Origin of the sequence: Streptomyces sp. 1222.5 (assembly GCF_900105245.1) — a bacterium.
Classification (GTDB): domain Bacteria; phylum Actinomycetota; class Actinomycetes; order Streptomycetales; family Streptomycetaceae; genus Streptomyces; species Streptomyces albidocamelliae.
Map to the genome: position 1 here is coordinate 739,680 of NZ_FNSZ01000001.1, position 15,540 is coordinate 755,219.

At 73.0% G+C, this 15,540-nt stretch carries 17 protein-coding genes and 1 pseudogene; 9 read left to right on the forward strand and 9 right to left on the reverse strand.

The features are described 5' to 3' along the window. Positions 1-23: 23 nt before the first annotated feature. The 3 genes from BLW57_RS41220 to BLW57_RS03535 are packed head-to-tail and all read left to right on the forward strand — an operon-like array spanning position 24 to position 1,200. Positions 24-170 (forward strand): hypothetical protein, encoded by a 147-nt coding sequence (locus tag BLW57_RS41220; RefSeq protein WP_176985440.1) that lies wholly within the window; start codon positions 24-26, stop codon positions 168-170. Then, complete coding sequence (locus BLW57_RS03530) at positions 167-772, forward strand: PRC-barrel domain-containing protein (protein WP_093472061.1); 606 nt, start codon at positions 167-169, stop codon at positions 770-772. The genes BLW57_RS41220 and BLW57_RS03530 overlap by 4 nt, the downstream gene beginning before the upstream one ends. Next, positions 769-1,200, forward strand: coding sequence for a PRC-barrel domain-containing protein (locus BLW57_RS03535; protein ID WP_093472062.1), 432 nt, complete (start codon positions 769-771; stop codon positions 1,198-1,200). Before BLW57_RS03530 ends, BLW57_RS03535 begins: the two co-directional genes overlap by 4 nt. A 156-nt stretch (positions 1,201-1,356) precedes the next feature. Here the strand turns inward: BLW57_RS03535 and BLW57_RS03540 are convergent, their stop codons facing one another. From BLW57_RS03540 to BLW57_RS03550, 3 genes and pseudogenes are all read right to left on the reverse strand, one after another. Further along, positions 1,357-1,920 (reverse strand): 2'-5' RNA ligase family protein, encoded by a 564-nt coding sequence (locus BLW57_RS03540; RefSeq protein WP_256339369.1) that lies wholly within the window; start codon positions 1,918-1,920, stop codon positions 1,357-1,359. Positions 1,921-2,040: 120 nt separating this feature from the next. Then, positions 2,041-2,661 (reverse strand): annotated as a pseudogene (locus BLW57_RS03545) (LysE family translocator). Between the two features lie 12 nt (positions 2,662-2,673). Further along, positions 2,674-3,798 carry a diaminopropionate ammonia-lyase gene (locus BLW57_RS03550; RefSeq protein ID WP_093472065.1) on the reverse strand — a complete coding sequence of 375 codons (1,125 nt, stop codon included), beginning with the start codon at positions 3,796-3,798 and terminating at the stop codon, positions 2,674-2,676. Positions 3,799-3,911: 113 nt separating this feature from the next. Between BLW57_RS03550 and BLW57_RS03555 the strand changes: the two genes are divergently transcribed. Continuing rightward, positions 3,912-4,847: a LysR family transcriptional regulator gene (locus BLW57_RS03555; RefSeq protein ID WP_093472067.1), complete on the forward strand. Its 936-nt coding sequence runs from the start codon at positions 3,912-3,914 to the stop codon at positions 4,845-4,847. Between the two features lie 13 nt (positions 4,848-4,860). Here BLW57_RS03555 and BLW57_RS03560 read toward each other — a convergent pair whose 3' ends face one another. Together BLW57_RS03560 and BLW57_RS03565 are read right to left on the reverse strand one after the other, a co-directional pair. Further along, positions 4,861-5,619, reverse strand: a complete 759-nt coding sequence (locus BLW57_RS03560) for an SDR family oxidoreductase (protein ID WP_093472068.1) — start codon at positions 5,617-5,619, stop codon at positions 4,861-4,863. Positions 5,620-5,775: 156 nt separating this feature from the next. Beyond that, positions 5,776-6,591, reverse strand: a complete 816-nt coding sequence (locus tag BLW57_RS03565; protein ID WP_093472070.1) for an SAM-dependent methyltransferase — start codon at positions 6,589-6,591, stop codon at positions 5,776-5,778. A gap of 415 nt (positions 6,592-7,006) precedes the next feature. Between BLW57_RS03565 and BLW57_RS03570 the strand changes: the two genes are divergently transcribed. Beyond that, a complete protein-coding gene (locus BLW57_RS03570; protein WP_176985441.1) occupies positions 7,007-9,442 on the forward strand; it encodes a SpoIIE family protein phosphatase in 2,436 nt (811 codons plus the stop codon). Positions 9,443-9,469: 27 nt separating this feature from the next. On the opposite strand, the gene BLW57_RS03575 is transcribed toward BLW57_RS03570, so the two are convergent. From BLW57_RS03575 to BLW57_RS03585, 3 genes are all read right to left on the reverse strand, one after another. Continuing rightward, positions 9,470-10,045 (reverse strand): hypothetical protein, encoded by a 576-nt coding sequence (locus BLW57_RS03575; protein WP_093472071.1) that lies wholly within the window; start codon positions 10,043-10,045, stop codon positions 9,470-9,472. A gap of 82 nt (positions 10,046-10,127) precedes the next feature. Then, positions 10,128-10,376: a hypothetical protein gene (locus tag BLW57_RS03580; protein WP_093472073.1), complete on the reverse strand. Its 249-nt coding sequence runs from the start codon at positions 10,374-10,376 to the stop codon at positions 10,128-10,130. Further along, the gene (locus BLW57_RS03585) at positions 10,363-10,620 is read right to left on the reverse strand and encodes a DUF6400 family protein (protein WP_093472074.1); all 258 of its coding nucleotides are present in this window, start codon (positions 10,618-10,620) and stop codon (positions 10,363-10,365) included. The genes BLW57_RS03580 and BLW57_RS03585 overlap by 14 nt, the downstream gene beginning before the upstream one ends. A 268-nt stretch (positions 10,621-10,888) precedes the next feature. Here BLW57_RS03585 and BLW57_RS03590 point away from each other — a divergent pair, with 268 nt between their 5' ends. The 4 genes from BLW57_RS03590 (at position 10,889) to BLW57_RS03605 (ending at position 14,274) form a co-directional block, all read left to right on the forward strand. Continuing rightward, positions 10,889-12,571, forward strand: coding sequence for a TROVE domain-containing protein (locus BLW57_RS03590; RefSeq protein ID WP_093472076.1), 1,683 nt, complete (start codon positions 10,889-10,891; stop codon positions 12,569-12,571). 43 nt (positions 12,572-12,614) lie between these two features. After that, entirely contained in the window at positions 12,615-12,818 is a 204-nt protein-coding gene (locus BLW57_RS03595; protein ID WP_093472077.1) for a hypothetical protein, read from the forward strand. 115 nt (positions 12,819-12,933) lie between these two features. Further along, entirely contained in the window at positions 12,934-13,362 is a 429-nt protein-coding gene (locus BLW57_RS03600) for an ATP-binding protein (RefSeq protein ID WP_093472079.1), read from the forward strand. Between the two features lie 255 nt (positions 13,363-13,617). Continuing rightward, on the forward strand, positions 13,618-14,274 hold the full coding sequence (locus tag BLW57_RS03605; protein WP_305656449.1) for a chaplin: 657 nt from the start codon (positions 13,618-13,620) through the stop codon (positions 14,272-14,274). A gap of 108 nt (positions 14,275-14,382) precedes the next feature. Here the strand turns inward: BLW57_RS03605 and BLW57_RS03610 are convergent, their stop codons facing one another. Then, positions 14,383-15,177: an SDR family NAD(P)-dependent oxidoreductase gene (locus BLW57_RS03610; RefSeq protein ID WP_093472082.1), complete on the reverse strand. Its 795-nt coding sequence runs from the start codon at positions 15,175-15,177 to the stop codon at positions 14,383-14,385. Positions 15,178-15,540: the final 363 nt, after the last annotated feature.

Consider the following 15,540-nt stretch of genomic DNA (forward strand, 5'->3'; position numbering starts at 1 on the left):
GGAAGACCAGAAGGAGGTCGGCGATGGTGTGGTGGCTCTGGGTGGTCCTCCTCGTCGCGGTGGTCGGACTGCTGAGCGCGGCGACGCTGGCGGTTCAGGCCAGGCGCCGCGCGGGGACCGTGATCGCGGTGCGCGGAGGCCGCCGCCCCGGCCGGGGAGGCCGGCTGTGAACAGGCTGATGCTCGCCTCCGAGTTGGGCAGGCGCGTGGTCGTCACCCTGGCCGGTGAGGCCGTGGCGCAGATCAAGGACACCGTCTTCGACGCCGGGGCGGGCCGGATCACCGGCTTCACCCTGAGCGGACGGGGCCTGCTGGCCGGCCCGCTGAAGAAGAGCCTGCCGTTCTCCGCGGTGCACGCCGTGGGGCCCGCGGCCGTGATGATCCCGAGCGAGACGGTCCTGGAGGACCGGGACGCCGTCGTGGGGTCGCGGGACGCGGGACACGGTCAGGTGATCGGGGTGCCCGTGCTCACCGACGAGGGCACCGAGGTGGGCACCGTGCGCGACATGGTGATCGAGGCCGGCGCCGACGGGCGGGTGGTCGGTTTCGAGATCGCTGCCAACGAGAACCTGGACCCGCACAAGCGCCGGGTGTTCATCCCCCGCGGGCAGACGCTGGCCGTGTCGGGGCAGGCGGTGGTCGTGCCCGCGCGGGCCAGTCATTTCGTCGCCGACGACCTTCCGAGCTTCGACGCCCAGGTGGAGGCCTTCCGGGCGGACGCCGCCCGGGCGGTTCCCGAAACCCGTACGGCCGGCGAAGGAGACCTCGCATGATGCTCTTCACGCAGACCCGGGGCCTGCCGGTGATCACCGCCGAGGAAGCGGCGACCCTGGGCACGGTGAAGGACCTGACCATCGATCCCCACTCCAGGAGCGTCGCCTGTCTGCGCCTGTCCGGGGCACCGAAGGACGCCACGGTCGTCGACTGGAGCGCGGTGGAGGCGGTGGGCAAGGACGCCGTCATCGTGCGGTCGCGCAACGCCGCGGGGGCCGGGCAGGACCACCTCCCCGAGCATCACGAAGCAGTCGGGAGCCGGGTTCTGACCGAGTACGGCGTGGAGCACGGCACCGTCAAGGACATCGCCTTCGAACCGGCCACGGGAGCGATCCTCACCGTGTACACGGCCCTCGGCGACATCGCGGGGGAACGCCTCATCGGCCTGGGCTCGCATGCCATGGTCGTACACGCCGAACGAGCCTGACGGGCCGCCAGTGCGCCGCGGCCGGTTCGGGAACCGGCCGCGGCACTTTCCAAGGAGCACGGGCTGAGCCCTCAACCCCGCACGCGCCGGGTATCCCCGACTCCCGGGACCGGTCGGCTCCATACGGGTGATCACGGAAAACGGCGGAACGGACCGTCAGTGCTCGGCCACCCGGCGAACCACGCCCGTGCCCAGCGTGATCACGGCTCTGGGGCGCATGGGCTCCTCGCCCCGGCGGGAGAGCACGACCACCTCCTCCACCACGGCCGAGCGCGCGGCGAGCCGGGCGGTGCACTCGGCGGCGAGGCCCTGCGGGTCCTGGGTACGGCCGAGGGACAGGTGCGGGGTGAAGCGGGCGCCGCGTCCGCGGCTCAGCGGGAACCTCGCCGCCAGCACCGCGTGCAGCCGGGCCCACGGTGCCGGCCCCGCCGCGGCGGGGTCGAGCCACACGGTCGCGTAGTGCCGGTGGCGGAAGTACCGCACCCCGGCCAGGCGCGCGGTGAACGCCCGGCTCTCCGACGCGGCGGCGGCCAGCAGCGGCAGGGCCGCCCGGAACTCCTCCTCGGGTACGAAGCCGAACAGCAGGTTCACGTGCGGTGGCCACCGGCGTACCTGCGGGTCGTGCTCCCAGCGGATGTCCTGGATCGCCGGCCAGAGCTCCCGCGGCGGCAGCCACGCCACCGCCGTACGGGGCGTCGGTGCCACTTCGAGCGCGTCCACCGGCTCGGCCCCACCGGAATGCGGTTTTCCGTCCACACTCCATGATGCGGTCCGCGGCCCGCGGGCCACGGGTGGCGGGACCGGTGCCGCGGGTGGGGCGCCTCGGTCGCGGAACGGCCGTCAGGCGCCGGCCGTCGCGAGCAGGAGTCCGAAGGCGATCAGCGTGACGCCCGTGGTGCGCCCGAGCGCGCGGTGGATCCGCGGCTTCTGGAGTACGGGCCCCGCCCTGGGCAGCAGGAGCACGTAGCCGCCCAGCCAGGCCAGGGTCAGGGCGGTGTGGAGCAGGACGAGGAGTGTCATGGCCCGGGCCGGGGGCAGCCCGGGCGGGGCCGGCGTGGGCAGCAGCCCGGTCTAGAAGACGGCGATCTTCGGGTTGAGGAGGTTGCTGACCAGTCCCGTCCGCCAGGGGCTGCCGACCGCCGCGGGACCCGCGTACGACGGGGCGGCGGACGCGGCGCGCCGGTGCTGCCACAGCGTCTGGGCGCCCAGGAACACCAGGTAGCCGGCGCCCAGGAGCCTGACGGCCAGGTAGGCCGCGGGCGAGGCGGCCAGCACGGCGGCGAGCCCGGCCACGGCCAGCGCGCCCCAGACGAGCAGACCGGTCGCGATCCCGGCCACGGTGCGCAGCGCGTCCCCGAGGCCGGCCACGAGGGCGCGCCGGGTCACCACCGCCATGTCCGGGCCCGGTACGACGGTCAGCAGGTCGAGGACGCCGATCGCGGCGACGAGATGGGTCAGCACGCTGCCGTTCCCTCAGTGGACGACGGTGGAGTGGGGGTTGGCGTCGGCGCCCTCGGTGCTGAGCAGCACGACCACCGAGGCCGAGTCGAGCCCCAGCGCCGTACGGCGTTCCCCGGCGCCCGGCCCGGTGAGCGCCGCGTGGCAGCCGGCGAGCGCCGCGGCTCCGCAGGGGCCCGAGGAGACACCCAGCGCGGCGAGGCGGGCGGCCGCACGGGCGGCCGCGGCGTCGGGGACGGCGACCGCGGCGTCCAGTCCGCCGTACAGGTAGGGCCAGGCGTTGCGGGAGGGCGTACCGCAGTTCAGCCCCGCCATGACGGTCCGCGCGGTGGGGACGCTGACCGGTTCGCCGGCGTCGAGGCTCGCCAGGACGCAGGCGGCGGTCTCCGGCTCCACCGCCAGCAGTGCGGGGGCGGGACCGGCGGGGCGGCCGCGGTAGTGGGTGAGGACGGCCTGCGCCAGCGATCCCACCCCGACGGGTACGGCGACGAGGTCGGGGCCCGCGGCGACGCCGGCGGCGGTCAACTGCTCGTCGATCTCGGCGCACAGGGTGGAGTAGCCCTCGACGATCCACCCCGGTATCCGCTCGTAGCCGGGCCAGGCGGAGTCCTGGACGAGGACCGTGTCCGGGTCCGCGGCCGCCTCGGACACGAGGCGCACCGCGTCGTCGTAGGAGCCCGTGACCTCGGTGACCTTCGCCTGCTCGGCGACGATGGCCTCCACGGCCCGCGGGTGCACCCCCTCCGGGACGTAGACGTGAGCCTGCTGCCCGAGTCTGCGCGCCAGCCGGGCCACCGCCCGGCCGTGGTTGCCGTCGGTGGCGGTCACCAGCGTGACCGGGCCCGGCCGCTCACCGCTCGCGGCGCGCTCGGCGAGTACGCGGTGGATCGCCCAGGACGCGCCGAGCGCCTTGAAGGCGGGCAGGCCCAGACGGCAGGACTCGTCCTTGACGAAGACGCGCCCCACGGCGAACTCCGCCGCCAGCGCGGGAAGTTCGGTCAGCGGGGTGGGGAAGTAGTCGGCCAGCGAGGAGTGGAAGGCCCGTACCGCGGCGGTGGGCGCGGGGGCGCACCGCCACTGCCGGGCGCCGGGACGCACGCGCCAGGGCAGTGCGGACGAGGGGGAGGCGTTGTCGGACACACGTACAGGATCCGGCAGGGTTCTATGATCGGTCCAGCGAATGTTTCCGACTCGCACCCATCGGATGAGCCGATCGTTCGAGGGAAGCGGGACGGGCGGGAGGCGGGCCCACCATGTTCGATCTGCACCGGCTGCGGCTGCTGCGCGAGCTCAAGCGGCGCGGCACCCTCGCGGCCGTCGCCGCCGCCCTCTCCTACGCCCCCTCGTCCGTCTCGCAGCAGCTCTCCCTGCTGGAGGCGGAGGCCGGTGTGCCGTTGCTGGAGCCGGTCGGTCGGCGGGTGCGGCTGACCGAGCAGGCCGAGATCCTGGTCGCGCACACGGAGGCAGTGCTGGAGCGCCTCGAACGCGCGGAGGCGGACATCGCCGCCTCGCTGACCGACCTGACCGGGACGCTGCGTGTCGCCTCGTTCCAGACGGCCGCGCTGACTCTCGTACCGGCCGCGCTCGGCCTGTTGCGCGACAGGCATCCGCATCTGCGGGTGCACGTCACGCACATGGAGCCGGAAAGGGCCCTTCCGGCCTTGCAGGCACGCGACTTCGACCTCGTCCTCGCCGAGGAGTATCCCGGCGACCCCGGCCCGCGGCCCACCGAACTCGAACAACAGGACCTGCTGGAGGACCCGCTCCGGCTCGCCGTGCCCGAGGCGGCCGGCTCCCGCGGCCGGGGACCGATGGCGGCGCTGCGCGCCCTGGCCGGCCACCCCTGGGTGATGGAACCCGAAGGCACGGCGGCACGGCACTGGGCCGTGGCGGTGTGCCGGGACGCCGGCTTCGAACCCGACGTGCGGTTCGAGACCACCGACCTCCTGCTGCACCTGCGCCTCGTCGAGCAGGGACACGCCGCGGCCTTCCTGCCCGACCTGCTCCGGACCGCACAGCCCGCGACCGTCCCACTGCGACCGCTCCCCCGCGGCCGGAACACCCGCCGCATCTTCACCGTGGTCCGCCGCGGCCGGGGCGGGCACCCCGCCGTCGTGGCGTGCCGCGACGCGCTCATCGGCGCGGTGGAGCGGGGCGCGGGCCCGGCGCGGGGCGGCACGGCCGGGTGAGCGGTCGCCGGCCTCAGTCGACGAACTGCTGGCCGCCGTCGACGTCATAGGTCGCCCCGGTGAGCGCCGTGTTGGTCATGAGGTGCACGGCGAGCGCGGCGACGTCCTCCGCCACGACGACCCGCCCGATGGGCAGCGTGGCGCGCAGGTGCTCGCGGCGGGCGTCGAGCTCGTCCCCGAGGAGCCTGGCCGACAACGGGGTGTCGACGAAGCCCGCGGCGATCAGGTTGACGCGGACGGGCGCCAGTTCGAGGGCGAGGCCGGCGGTGAGCGCGGGCAGCGCCGCGGTTACGGCCGAAGCGCTGCCGAGGCCGCCGCGGACCCGCCGGGCGCCCGTGCCGCCCATGAGCAGCAGGCTGCCGCCCGGCCGCACCCTGCCGGACAGGTGGCGGGCGACCTCCACCGCGAGCACCATGTGCCCCGTGAGCGCGCGGCGCGCGTCGTCGGGGTCCATGTCCAGCAGGCTTCCGTACGACGGGTGGCCGGCGGTGATCAGCACATGGTCGATCGGCCCCGGCAGTTCCTCGAAGAAGTTCCGCAACTGCGCCGGGTCGTCGGCGTCGAAGGCGGCGGTGCCGACCGCTTCGGCCTCGGCGGCCGCGGTGCGCAGCCGCTCGGGGTCCCGGCCGGTGAGGATCACGTCGGCGCCCTCGGCGCGGGCATGCCGTGCGGTGGCCAGTCCGATGCCCGCGCTGCCGCCGATCACGATGAGGGTCTGTCCCTGGAGAGCGGGATCGCGGGGGTCGCACGCCGCCGATGGCTGAGCACTCATGGACCCTCCTCCGCCGCGGCGACCTCGTCCTCTGCCAGCCTGCACCCTTGACGGCGGCCCCGCATGTGAGCGGCGCCGTGCCCGGGGGCCCCGGACCCGTGCCCCTCCCCCTCCGCCTCGCGCGAGGCGGAGGGGGGGTCCGCCGGGTGTGTCCGGTCAGGGCTTCCTGGCGAGTCCGCCGTGTTCGGCGATGACCTCCCCGGCCGGCCCGCCGGGCTCGGGACGCCACTGCGTGACCGGAACGACGCCGGGCTCGATGAGTTCCAGGCCGTCGAAGAACGAGGTGATCTCGTCGACGGTGCGCAGGTTGTAGGGGACCGCACCGCTCTTGTTGTAGCCGTCCTGGGCATCCTCGAAGACGGGGTCGATGCCTCGCGACCCGTCGTTGATGGAGAGGTAACTGCCCGACGGCAGCGCCGCCATGAGCCGGGTGACGATGGAGCGGGCCTGCTCCCGGTCGGCGACGTGCCCCAGGATGTTGCTCAGGATGAGCGCGGTGGGGCGGCTGAGGTCCAGCGTCTCGGCGGCGGCCGCGAGGATGCGCTCCGGATCCGTCACATCGGCGTCGATGTAGGCGGTCGCGCCCTCGCGGGACGAGTACAGCAGGGCGCGGGCGTGGGCCAGGACCATGGGGTCGTTGTCGACGTACACGATCCGGGCGTCGGGCGCGAGCCGCTGGGCGACCTCGTGGGTGTTGTCGGCGGTCGGCAGGCCGGTGCCGACGTCCAGGAACTGCCGGATGCCCGCCTCGGTGACGAGGTGGGTGATGTTGCGGCGCAGGAAGGCCCGGCTGCTGCGGGCGATGGTGACGATGCCGGGGAAGACCGCGGTGTAGGCGTCTCCGGCCTCCTCGTCGACGGGGTAGTTGTCCTTGCCGCCGAGCCAGTAGTTCCAGATGCGCGCGGAGTGCGGCACCGAGGTGTCGATCTTCTGGTGCGTCTCTGGTTCGGGCGTCGTAGCGGGATCGGTCATGAGTCGAGTCCGTCTTTCAGCCAGGGCGTGGATCAGTCATGGCACAACCTACGTCCGAACACCGCCCGCCCACTCACCAGTTCGGGTTTCCGACCACTCCGCCGGGCGGCCCGCGCCCCAGGCTGCCTCGGGGCGCTCCGGACTTCTTGGACGTACGTGGATCGCGCGCTGGGTGTGGCCCCCTGATCAGCGGCTACGTCCTGGCTCCCGGACCACGGGCCGCGGCTCCGCCGCCCGGTGCGCGAACCGTGGGCGAGCGCCTGCTCCGGCGACGCGGAGTCCTCATCCGGACACCGCGGCCCGGTCCCTTCCCGGGGAGGGGCGCCACCCCATGGGCATCACGGGTGCGAAGACACGTCGGGGGCTATGTGAGACCGTAGTGCAAGGAAAGTTGCCCGCGGACGGGGCCGACAGCATGGGTCTCAGGGATATGGCGAACGAGCACCGGGGCGATCCGTTCGGCATCACGTCGGCCGCCGTCGTCCTGGTGGACGTGCACGGCATGATCCGTCACTGGAGCGAGCGGGCGGAGACTCTGCTCGGGTATCCGGCGGCGGACGTGCTCGGGCGTCCGGCGATGTCCGTGCTGGTGAGCGAGGAGTCACCGGCGTCCATGATGTCGCGGGCCCGGCGTTTCGAGGGCTGCTGGGAGGGCCTGGTCACCGTCCGTCATCGTGCGGGCCACCCCGTGGAGCTGGCCGTGCGGGCGTGCCCGCTGGACGCGGAGCAGGGCTCCGGCTGGCTCGCCGTGGCCTGTGACGTCGCCTCCTCGCGTCAGTGGGAGTTGGACCAGGCGGTGCTGCGGAGCCTGCTGGAGGAGTCGCCGATCGGCGTCGGGGTCCTGGACGCCGATTTGCGGTTGCAGTGGGTGAACCAGGTGCTGGCCGCGATGGAGGGCCTGCCGCTCCACGACGGGGCCGAGGGCACGGCCCGTATCCCGCAGTCGGGTGAGGTGCCGCCGTCCGTCGACTGGCAGGCGCGCCAGGTGCTGATGTGGGGCCGGGTGTCACCGGCCCTGGAGCAGGTGACGCCCCCGGCCGGCATGTCCCGGCGGGGCTCGCACGGTCACCTCAGGCTCCGCTCCTCGTTCCCGTTGCGCGATCCCTACGGCAAGACGCTCGGGGTGTGCCACACCGCCGTCGAGTTCAATGCCGAGGACCGGGCGCGCGAACGGCTGGCCCTGGTCAACGAGGCGGCGCAGCGCATCGGCACCACTCTGGACCTCGACCGCACGGTGCAGGAACTCGCCGAGGTCCTCGTGCCGCAGCTGGCCGACTTCGCGGCGATCGATCTCTTCCAGGGCGTCCTCGCCGCCAAGGACCTCAGCTCCGGCCCGATCGCCGGGGGCACGCTCCAGCGGGCCGCGCACCTGTCGATCCGCGAGGAGATACCGGAAGCGGTCGTCCCCATCGGGGAGCCCACCGGCTACCCGCCCAAGTCTCCGCAGCGACGCTGTCTGACCACCGGCCGGCCGATCCGTGATCCGGTGCTGAATCCGACGACCTGGTGGCTGGCCGGCGATCAGCAGCGGCTGGCCAAGCTCGTCCGGCTCGGGGTGCACACCCACCTGGTGGTACCGCTCCGGGCGCGGGGCGTGACCATGGGGGTGGTCACGCTGTTGCGCTGGGACAACCCCGACCCGTTCGACGAGGAGGATCTCCTGCTGGTCGAGGAGCTGGTGGCCCGCGCCGCGGTCTGCGTGGACAACGCCCGGCGTTTCGTCCGCGAGCACAATGCCGCCCTGGCCCTGCAGACCAGCCTCCTGCCGCCCGATCTGCCCGACCACTGCGCCGTCGAGGTCGCCTACCGCTATCTGCCGACCGACGCCGAAGCGGGCGTGGGGGGCGACTGGTTCGACGTCATCCCGCTGTCCGGCGCCCGGGTCGCCCTGGTCGTGGGGGACGTCGTCGGCCACGGCATCCATGCCGCCGCGAGCATGGGGCGGCTGCGTGCGGCCGTGCAGACGCTGGCCGACCTGGACCTGACCCCCGACGAGCTGCTCGCCCACGTCGACGACCTGGTGCTGCGCCTGGCGGAGGAGGCCGAGGCGGCGACGGACAACCCGATGGTGGTCGGGGCCACCTGCGTGTACGCCGTGTACGACCCGATCTCGCGGAAGCTCAACGTGGCACGGGCCGGCCATCCCACCCCCGCCATCGCCCATCTCAGCGAGCCCGTCGAGCTGCCCGACATCCCCGCCGGTCCCCCGCTCGGCCTGGGCGGTCTGCCCTTCGAGTCGGCCGAGATCGAGCTGGAGGAGGGCAGTGTCGTCGCCCTGTACACCGACGGTCTGATCGAGGCCTCGGACCGCGATGTCGACGTCGGCTTCGAGCGGCTCTGCTTCGCCCTGGCCCACCCCGACCGGCCGCTGGAGGAGATCTGCGACACGATGGTCCGCATCCTGCTGCCGGACCATCCGCGCGACGACGTCGCCTTCCTGATCGCCAGGACCCGCGCGCTGACCCCGGACCGGGTGGCCTCCTGGGAGGTGCCCGCCGATCCGCAGGCGGTGCACGAGACCCGCGAGAAGGTGGCGTGCCAGCTGGCCGCGTGGGGGCTGGAGGACGTCGCCTTCACCACCGAGCTGATCGTGAGCGAACTGGTCACCAACGCCATCACGCACGCGTCGGGGCCGATCGGTCTTCGTCTGATCCATGAGCGGACCCTCATCTGCGAGGTGTCGGACACCAGCAACACCTCGCCCCACCTGCGGCGTGCGCTGAGCACCGACGAGGGAGGACGCGGTCTGTTCCTGGTCGCGCAGGTCGCCCAGCGCTGGGGCACCCGGTACACGGCGACGGGCAAGACGATCTGGGCGGAACAGCAACTGCCCGGCACCGGCTGCCGCTGAGGGCGTCCGGCCCAAGGGTCGCGCGGGTCAGCCGTCGTCCCTCGCGCCGCTCGCCTCGTGGGCGCGGCGCAGCGATGTCTCCTCCGCCCGGTCGGCCAGTGCCAGCAGGCGGTCTCGTCGGCGGGGCCACCACAGCAGGTCGGCCAGGAGGAGGACGACCAGCAGCCAGGAGGCGATGGTCTCCCCGGTGGTTCCCGTCAGCGTGTCGTACACGGCGAGAGCGAGCGCGAGCACGGTGACGAGGAGGATCACCCAGCGGCGCAGCCGGTCCTCCTCGGCGGCCCGGCGCAGGGCACCCGCGTACTCGGAGACGGCGGGCGCCAGCCGGGGGTCACCGACGGCCTCGCCCCGCCGGGTGGCGCGGACGACGGCCGCGCGGTCGGCGGCGTTCATGTGCCCGGCGGCGGGCCAGAGCCTGTCCGCCCGGCGGGCCACACGGATGCCGTAGAACACGCTCAGCACCACGAACACCACGGCGGGCCCCAGCCAGGACCCCGACTCGACGAACACGAAGGCCCCGAAGAACACGCCGGTGGCGACGCCGGCGCCCAGCGCCCTGCCCGCCCGCCCCCGCCGCCACAGCACGCCCGGTACGAGGATCATCTGTCCACGGTGGCCATCACCCGGCACGGCCGCAACCGGCGCGTCCGCGCGGCGGCCGGGAGCGGGCGCCGCACCGGTGCCGTCACATACCGCTGGTCCTGCGTTTCCACTTCGTACGGGTGGCGCCGAAGCCCGTCTCGTGGTCCCAGATGTGCGTGCACGAGGGGCACTGCAGATGGAGGAGACTGCCGGTGTTGCTGAGCAGGTAGCGCCAGTGGTCCGGGCACCGGCGGCCCTGCTCGCACACGGCGCACTCCCGGTGGTCCTCGCAGTGCGGGCAGGTCACCCAGGCGCGGCGCCCGATGTCCGCCTGCGGATCAAGCGGAAGCACGGCCGTTTCCGCGTTCGGGGAGAACGCCGGCCCGGACGAGGGTGTCGTACACCCGCTGCTGCTCCTCGTCGAGGCCGGAGTACAGCAGGTCGTACGCCTCCTCCTCGTCGCGCAGCACCTTCACGGGGTCCCAGCCGGGGCCGAGCGCGTCCATGACGTGGGCCCGCCGGATCATCTCGTGGCTGTTCAGATCGACGGCGAAGTCGACCGGCTCGGTGGGAGGAGTGGGATCATGGAGGGACATACCATCGAACTTAGGTACGCCTTCCCCACCGCGACAAGGGCAGGTGGGGGACATCACAGGCCGGCGCGGGACGCCGGATCAATTCGGATGCGCGCACCGGGGGCCCGCGGATACCGTCCCCCGTGACGTCTTCCGATGCGCCGAGCCCCGGTTACTTCCTGACGACGAAACCCACACCGGTGCCCAATCCTTCTCGGGAGACGTCCCCACGCTTTCCCTCACTTCCCTACGCGCCTGTCCACCGCACCCTCCAGGGGGATCTGTCTGCATGACCCGGTTCAGCCGCCAGCGGGCCAAGACCGAAGCCAGGAACGAGATTCAGGCCGAGGTGCCCGGGTTGACCGCGCGAGGACGCACCTCGCCGCTCTCCACGCACGGGCAGTGGATCCTGCCCGCACGGCGGCGGGCACCCGCCGTGCCCTCGGCCGTGACCGTCAATCACGAGGGCGGCGCGGGATACGCCCGTACGCCGAAGGAGGAGCTGTTCCTGCTGGCCGTCGGCAACCTGGTCGGGCAGGAGACCTTCTACGAGAGCGCCGGCTCACGGGACGACCGGTACTCCGCTCTCGTACGGCGGCTCGCCGTCAGCGATCCCGCGTGGACCCTGGGGCTGCTCCGCTGGCTGCGTACGGAGGCGCACATGCGGACCGCGTCCGTCGTCGGTGCGGCCGAGTTCGTCCGGGCACGCCTGGAGGCCGGAGCCTCCGGGTACTCTCGGCAGGCGGTCGGGGCGGTGCTGCAACGCGCCGACGAACCCGGTGAGTTGCTCGCCTACTGGACCTCCCGGTACGGCAGCCGACTCCCCCAGCCCCTCAAGCGCGGTGTCGCCGACGCCGTACAGCGGCTGTACACCGGCGGTGCGCTGCTGAAGTACGACACCCCGTCCCGGGGCTTCCGCTTCGCCGACGTCCTGCGCCTGACCCATCCCGTACCCGCGCCCGACCGGCCCTGGCAGGACGGGGTGTTCCGGTACGCCCTCGACCGGCGCTACCGGCCCCACCTCGCCCTGCCGCCCGCCGGCGACCACCTCCTCCTCGCGCACCGGGCCCTCATGGCCGTGGCCGTGGCGGAGCGGTACGACCTCGTCACCTCGCCCGGCGGGGCCGAGCGGCTCTCCGCCGCCGGAATGACCTGGGAATCCGTGGCCGGATGGCTCCAGCGCCCGCTCGACGCGGCCGTGTGGGAGGCGCTGATCCCCTCCATGGGTCCGATGGCCCTCGTCCGCAACCTGCGCAACTTCGACGCCGCCGGCGTCGACGACCGTGTGGCGGCCGAGGTGGCCGGCCGCATCTCCGACCGGGACGAGGTGCGCCGCTCGCGCCAGTTCCCTTTCCGGTATCTCGCCGCCCACCGCAACGCGCCCTCGCCCCGCTGGCACGACGCCCTGGAGACCGCTCTCGGGCACTCGCTCGCCCAGGTGCCCGCGCTGTCCGGCCGCACCCTCGTCCTGGTCGACCGGTCGGGGGCGATGTTCGACACGCCCAGTGCCCGGACCCAGCTCAACCGCGCCGATTCCGCGGCCGTGTTCGGCAGCGCCCTCGCGCTCCGCGCCGAGCACGCCGACCTCGTCGAGTTCGGCACCGGCAGCCGGGTCGTCGCACTGGCGCCCGGCGAGTCCGTGCTGCGCGCGGTGGACCGGTTCCACGAGCTCGGCGGCACCAGCACCGCCGCGGCCGTCCGGCGGCACTACCGCCACCACGACCGCGTCGTCGTCGTCACCGACGAACAGGCCCACCCGTCCTACGGCGTCGACCCGTTCGCCGCCGTCCCGCGGCACATCCCCGTCTACACGTGGAATCTCGCCGGATATACGTACGGTCACGCCGCGAGGGGACGGCACCGGCACACGTTCGGCGGCCTGAGCGACGCCGCCTTCCGTCTCGTCCCGCTCATCGAGTGCGGCCTCGGGGCGGCCTGGCCCTGGGAGACCGGTGCGCGCCCGATCGGCTGACCGGCGTGCGTTTCCCTTTCGGGCAAGCCTCGTTAGGTCACACATGATCAAGAAGATTGCCTGTGCGTCCGCCGTCGCCGCAGCTCTCCTGGCTGCCGCCCCCGCCGCCGAGGCGGCCCCGAAGCCCGCCCCCGCCTCCGGAGTTCCCGCGGCGCCCCTCCTGAACGGGCTCCTCGGATCCCTCGAGGTCGGGCATCCGGTGACCTCCCTCAAGACGATCGTCCCCACGGGCGTACGGGGCGAATGACCGGCTCCGCCCCCGGCGCGCGGGCGACCGGCACGACCGATCGCCGCGACCCACCGCTGCGGCCCCCGGTCCTGGGTACACGAACTCCGTCGGGTCGTACCAGGAGAGGGTCGCAGTGGACGGATCGTCGCTCCGGGCAGTGGGCTGGGCACGCTCGCTGCCGCTGGACAGTGAGGTGAAGGTGGCACGGGACTGGGCGCGTGCGCACTTGAAATCCCTCGGCTGGACCAGTGATTACCCCGAGACGGTGGACGCGGTGCTGCTCGCCGTCTCGGAACTGGTCACCAACGCCCATGCCCACGCGCACAGCAGCGCGCAACTGGTCCTCACGTGGGACAACAACTGCCTGCACATCGCCGTGCACGACGCGTCCAGCAAGCTGCCGACGCCCCGTCCGCCCAGTACGGACGGGCTCGGGGGCCGGGGCATGCTCCTGGTGGACGCCGTCGCGGACGAGTGGGAGGCCCGCCCCTGCTCGCGGGGCAAGACCGTCATCGCCTGTTTCCGGCCGCGCGCCGAACCGAGCGGGCCTGAAAAACGATGACTTGACGATCTCCCTTTCACCGGTTTTCGTCGCCGGCCTCCGTCCGGGAGCGCTCCGACCGGGCCAATTGCCCTTGTCACGTGCCGTCGGAGAGAAGTCGCGCCAGACGAAAGGGTGATAAGCCATAACCAGGACACATGTAGCGGCGTTTCATCGGGTGCGGGTGATTGCCCGCGACCATGTATGGAAGGCAAGGGACCTATGAGACGGGCTACCCGAAACAGTGTCATCGCCGTCGCAGCCGCTTCGGGCGCGATGGCCTTGGTGGGCTCGGCGCACGCCGACTCCGCAGCGGACGGTGCCGCGGTCGGTTCGCCCGGACTGATCTCCGGCAACAGCATCCAGTTGCCGGTGCACATCCCGGTGAACGCGTGCGGGAACACGGTGAACGTGGTGGGGCTGTTGAACCCCGCGATGGGCAACCGCTGTGCCAACGAGGGCGGTGGGGCGGCCGGGACCGGCGCCTCCTCCACTTCGAGCAGCCAGGCCGCCGAGGCCGCGAGCGTCACGCGCGATTCGCCGGGTGTCGTCTCCGGCAACGGTATCCAGCTGCCGGTCGATCTCCCGGTGAACGTCACGGGCAACTCCATCGACGTGGTGGGAATCGCGAACCCCGTCTTCGGCAACCAGTCGACGAACACCTCGCACCACCCGGAGACCGAGACGCCGGCCGAGCCCTCGCCCGAGCCGCCGACCCGCGTCACGCCGCCGGTCCACAGCGAGCCTCCGACCGCGCCGCGACCGCACGTCCCGCCGAAGCCGGCCCCGGTGCCGGACAAGGCGGTGCCCGTGCTCCCGCACACCGGTACGGACGGCATGCTGGCGGCGGCCGGGGTGAGCGCGGCGTCGCTGCTCGGCGGCACGCTGCTGTACCGGCGCTTCCGCACGCCGGCCGCCCAGCTGAAGGGCTGACCGGCCCGCGCTCGGCTGCCTCTGATACGGACCGGGTCACCTGATCGAGGGGGCCGCGGGCCCGCACACCGCGGGCCCCGCGGCCCCTCCCGGGACACGGAAGGACGGTCAGGGCAGGATCGAGTCGATGTACCCGCCGTCGACGCGCAGCGCGCCGCCGGTCGTGGCCGAGGCCTGCTCGGAGCCGAGGTAGACGACCATGTGCGCGATCTCCTCGGGCTCGATCAGCCGCTGGAGCAGGGACTGCGGGCGGTACTCACGCATGAACGCCCGCTGGGCCTCGTCCCAGGGCAGGTCCCGGTCGACGAGTTCGTAGACGAAGTCCTCCACACCGCCGGTGTGGGTGGGGCCCGCGATGACGGAGTTCACCGTCACGCCCGTGCCCGCCGCCTTCTTGGCGAATCCGCGGCTCACCGCCAGCAGGGCCGTCTTCGACATGCCGTAGTGGATCATCTCCGCGGGGATGACGACGGCCGAGTCGCTGGCGACGTACTGGATCCGGCCCCAGCCGCGCTCGGTCATGCCCGGCAGGTACAGCCGGGTCAGCCGTACGGCGGCGAGGACGTTCACCTCGAAGTAGCGCCGCCACTCCTCGTCGGTGATCTCCAGCGGGTCGGCGGTACCGAAGACACCCAGGTTGTTGACGAGGATGTCGATCTCGGGCAGCAATTCCGTCACCTTGTTCGCGCCGTCGTCGGTGGAGACGTCGGCCGCCACCGGCACGAGGTCGGCGCCGGGCACCTCACCGGTCAGCGACTCGACGCTGTCGGCCACCCGCCGCTCGTCGCGCCCGTTGATCCCCACGCGGGCCCCGGCCCGGGCGAGGGCCGTGGCGATGGCCGCTCCGATGCCCTGCGTGGAGCCGGTGACCAGGGCTGTGCGTCCTGTCAGGTCGATCTGCATGGGGGGACGGGTTCCCTTCGTACGCTCGTGAATGCGACGGCCCGTCAAGTGTGGCGGGGCGGCACGCGGAAGGGACGCGGGGCGCGAGCGCGATGGCCCTTTCGGCCCAGGCGCCGGAACGGCGGCCGGGCGCGAGAGGTGACTGCTGTCCGTAGGGAGCGGACCGTGTACGGCGTTCACCCGTTCGGCGTCAGCTTCCGGGGTGTGGCCCGCAGATCCCCGAGGGCCTGTGGGGCCCGGACGCCAGTGGGTCTGACCTGGTCTTTTCGGACCGTGTTCGGGCATCGCGGGGCACTGTCCGGGGTGCGTAATCGCATACGTGTCCATACCGTCGGAGTCGGGATCAGCAGCGCCCGACGGCCG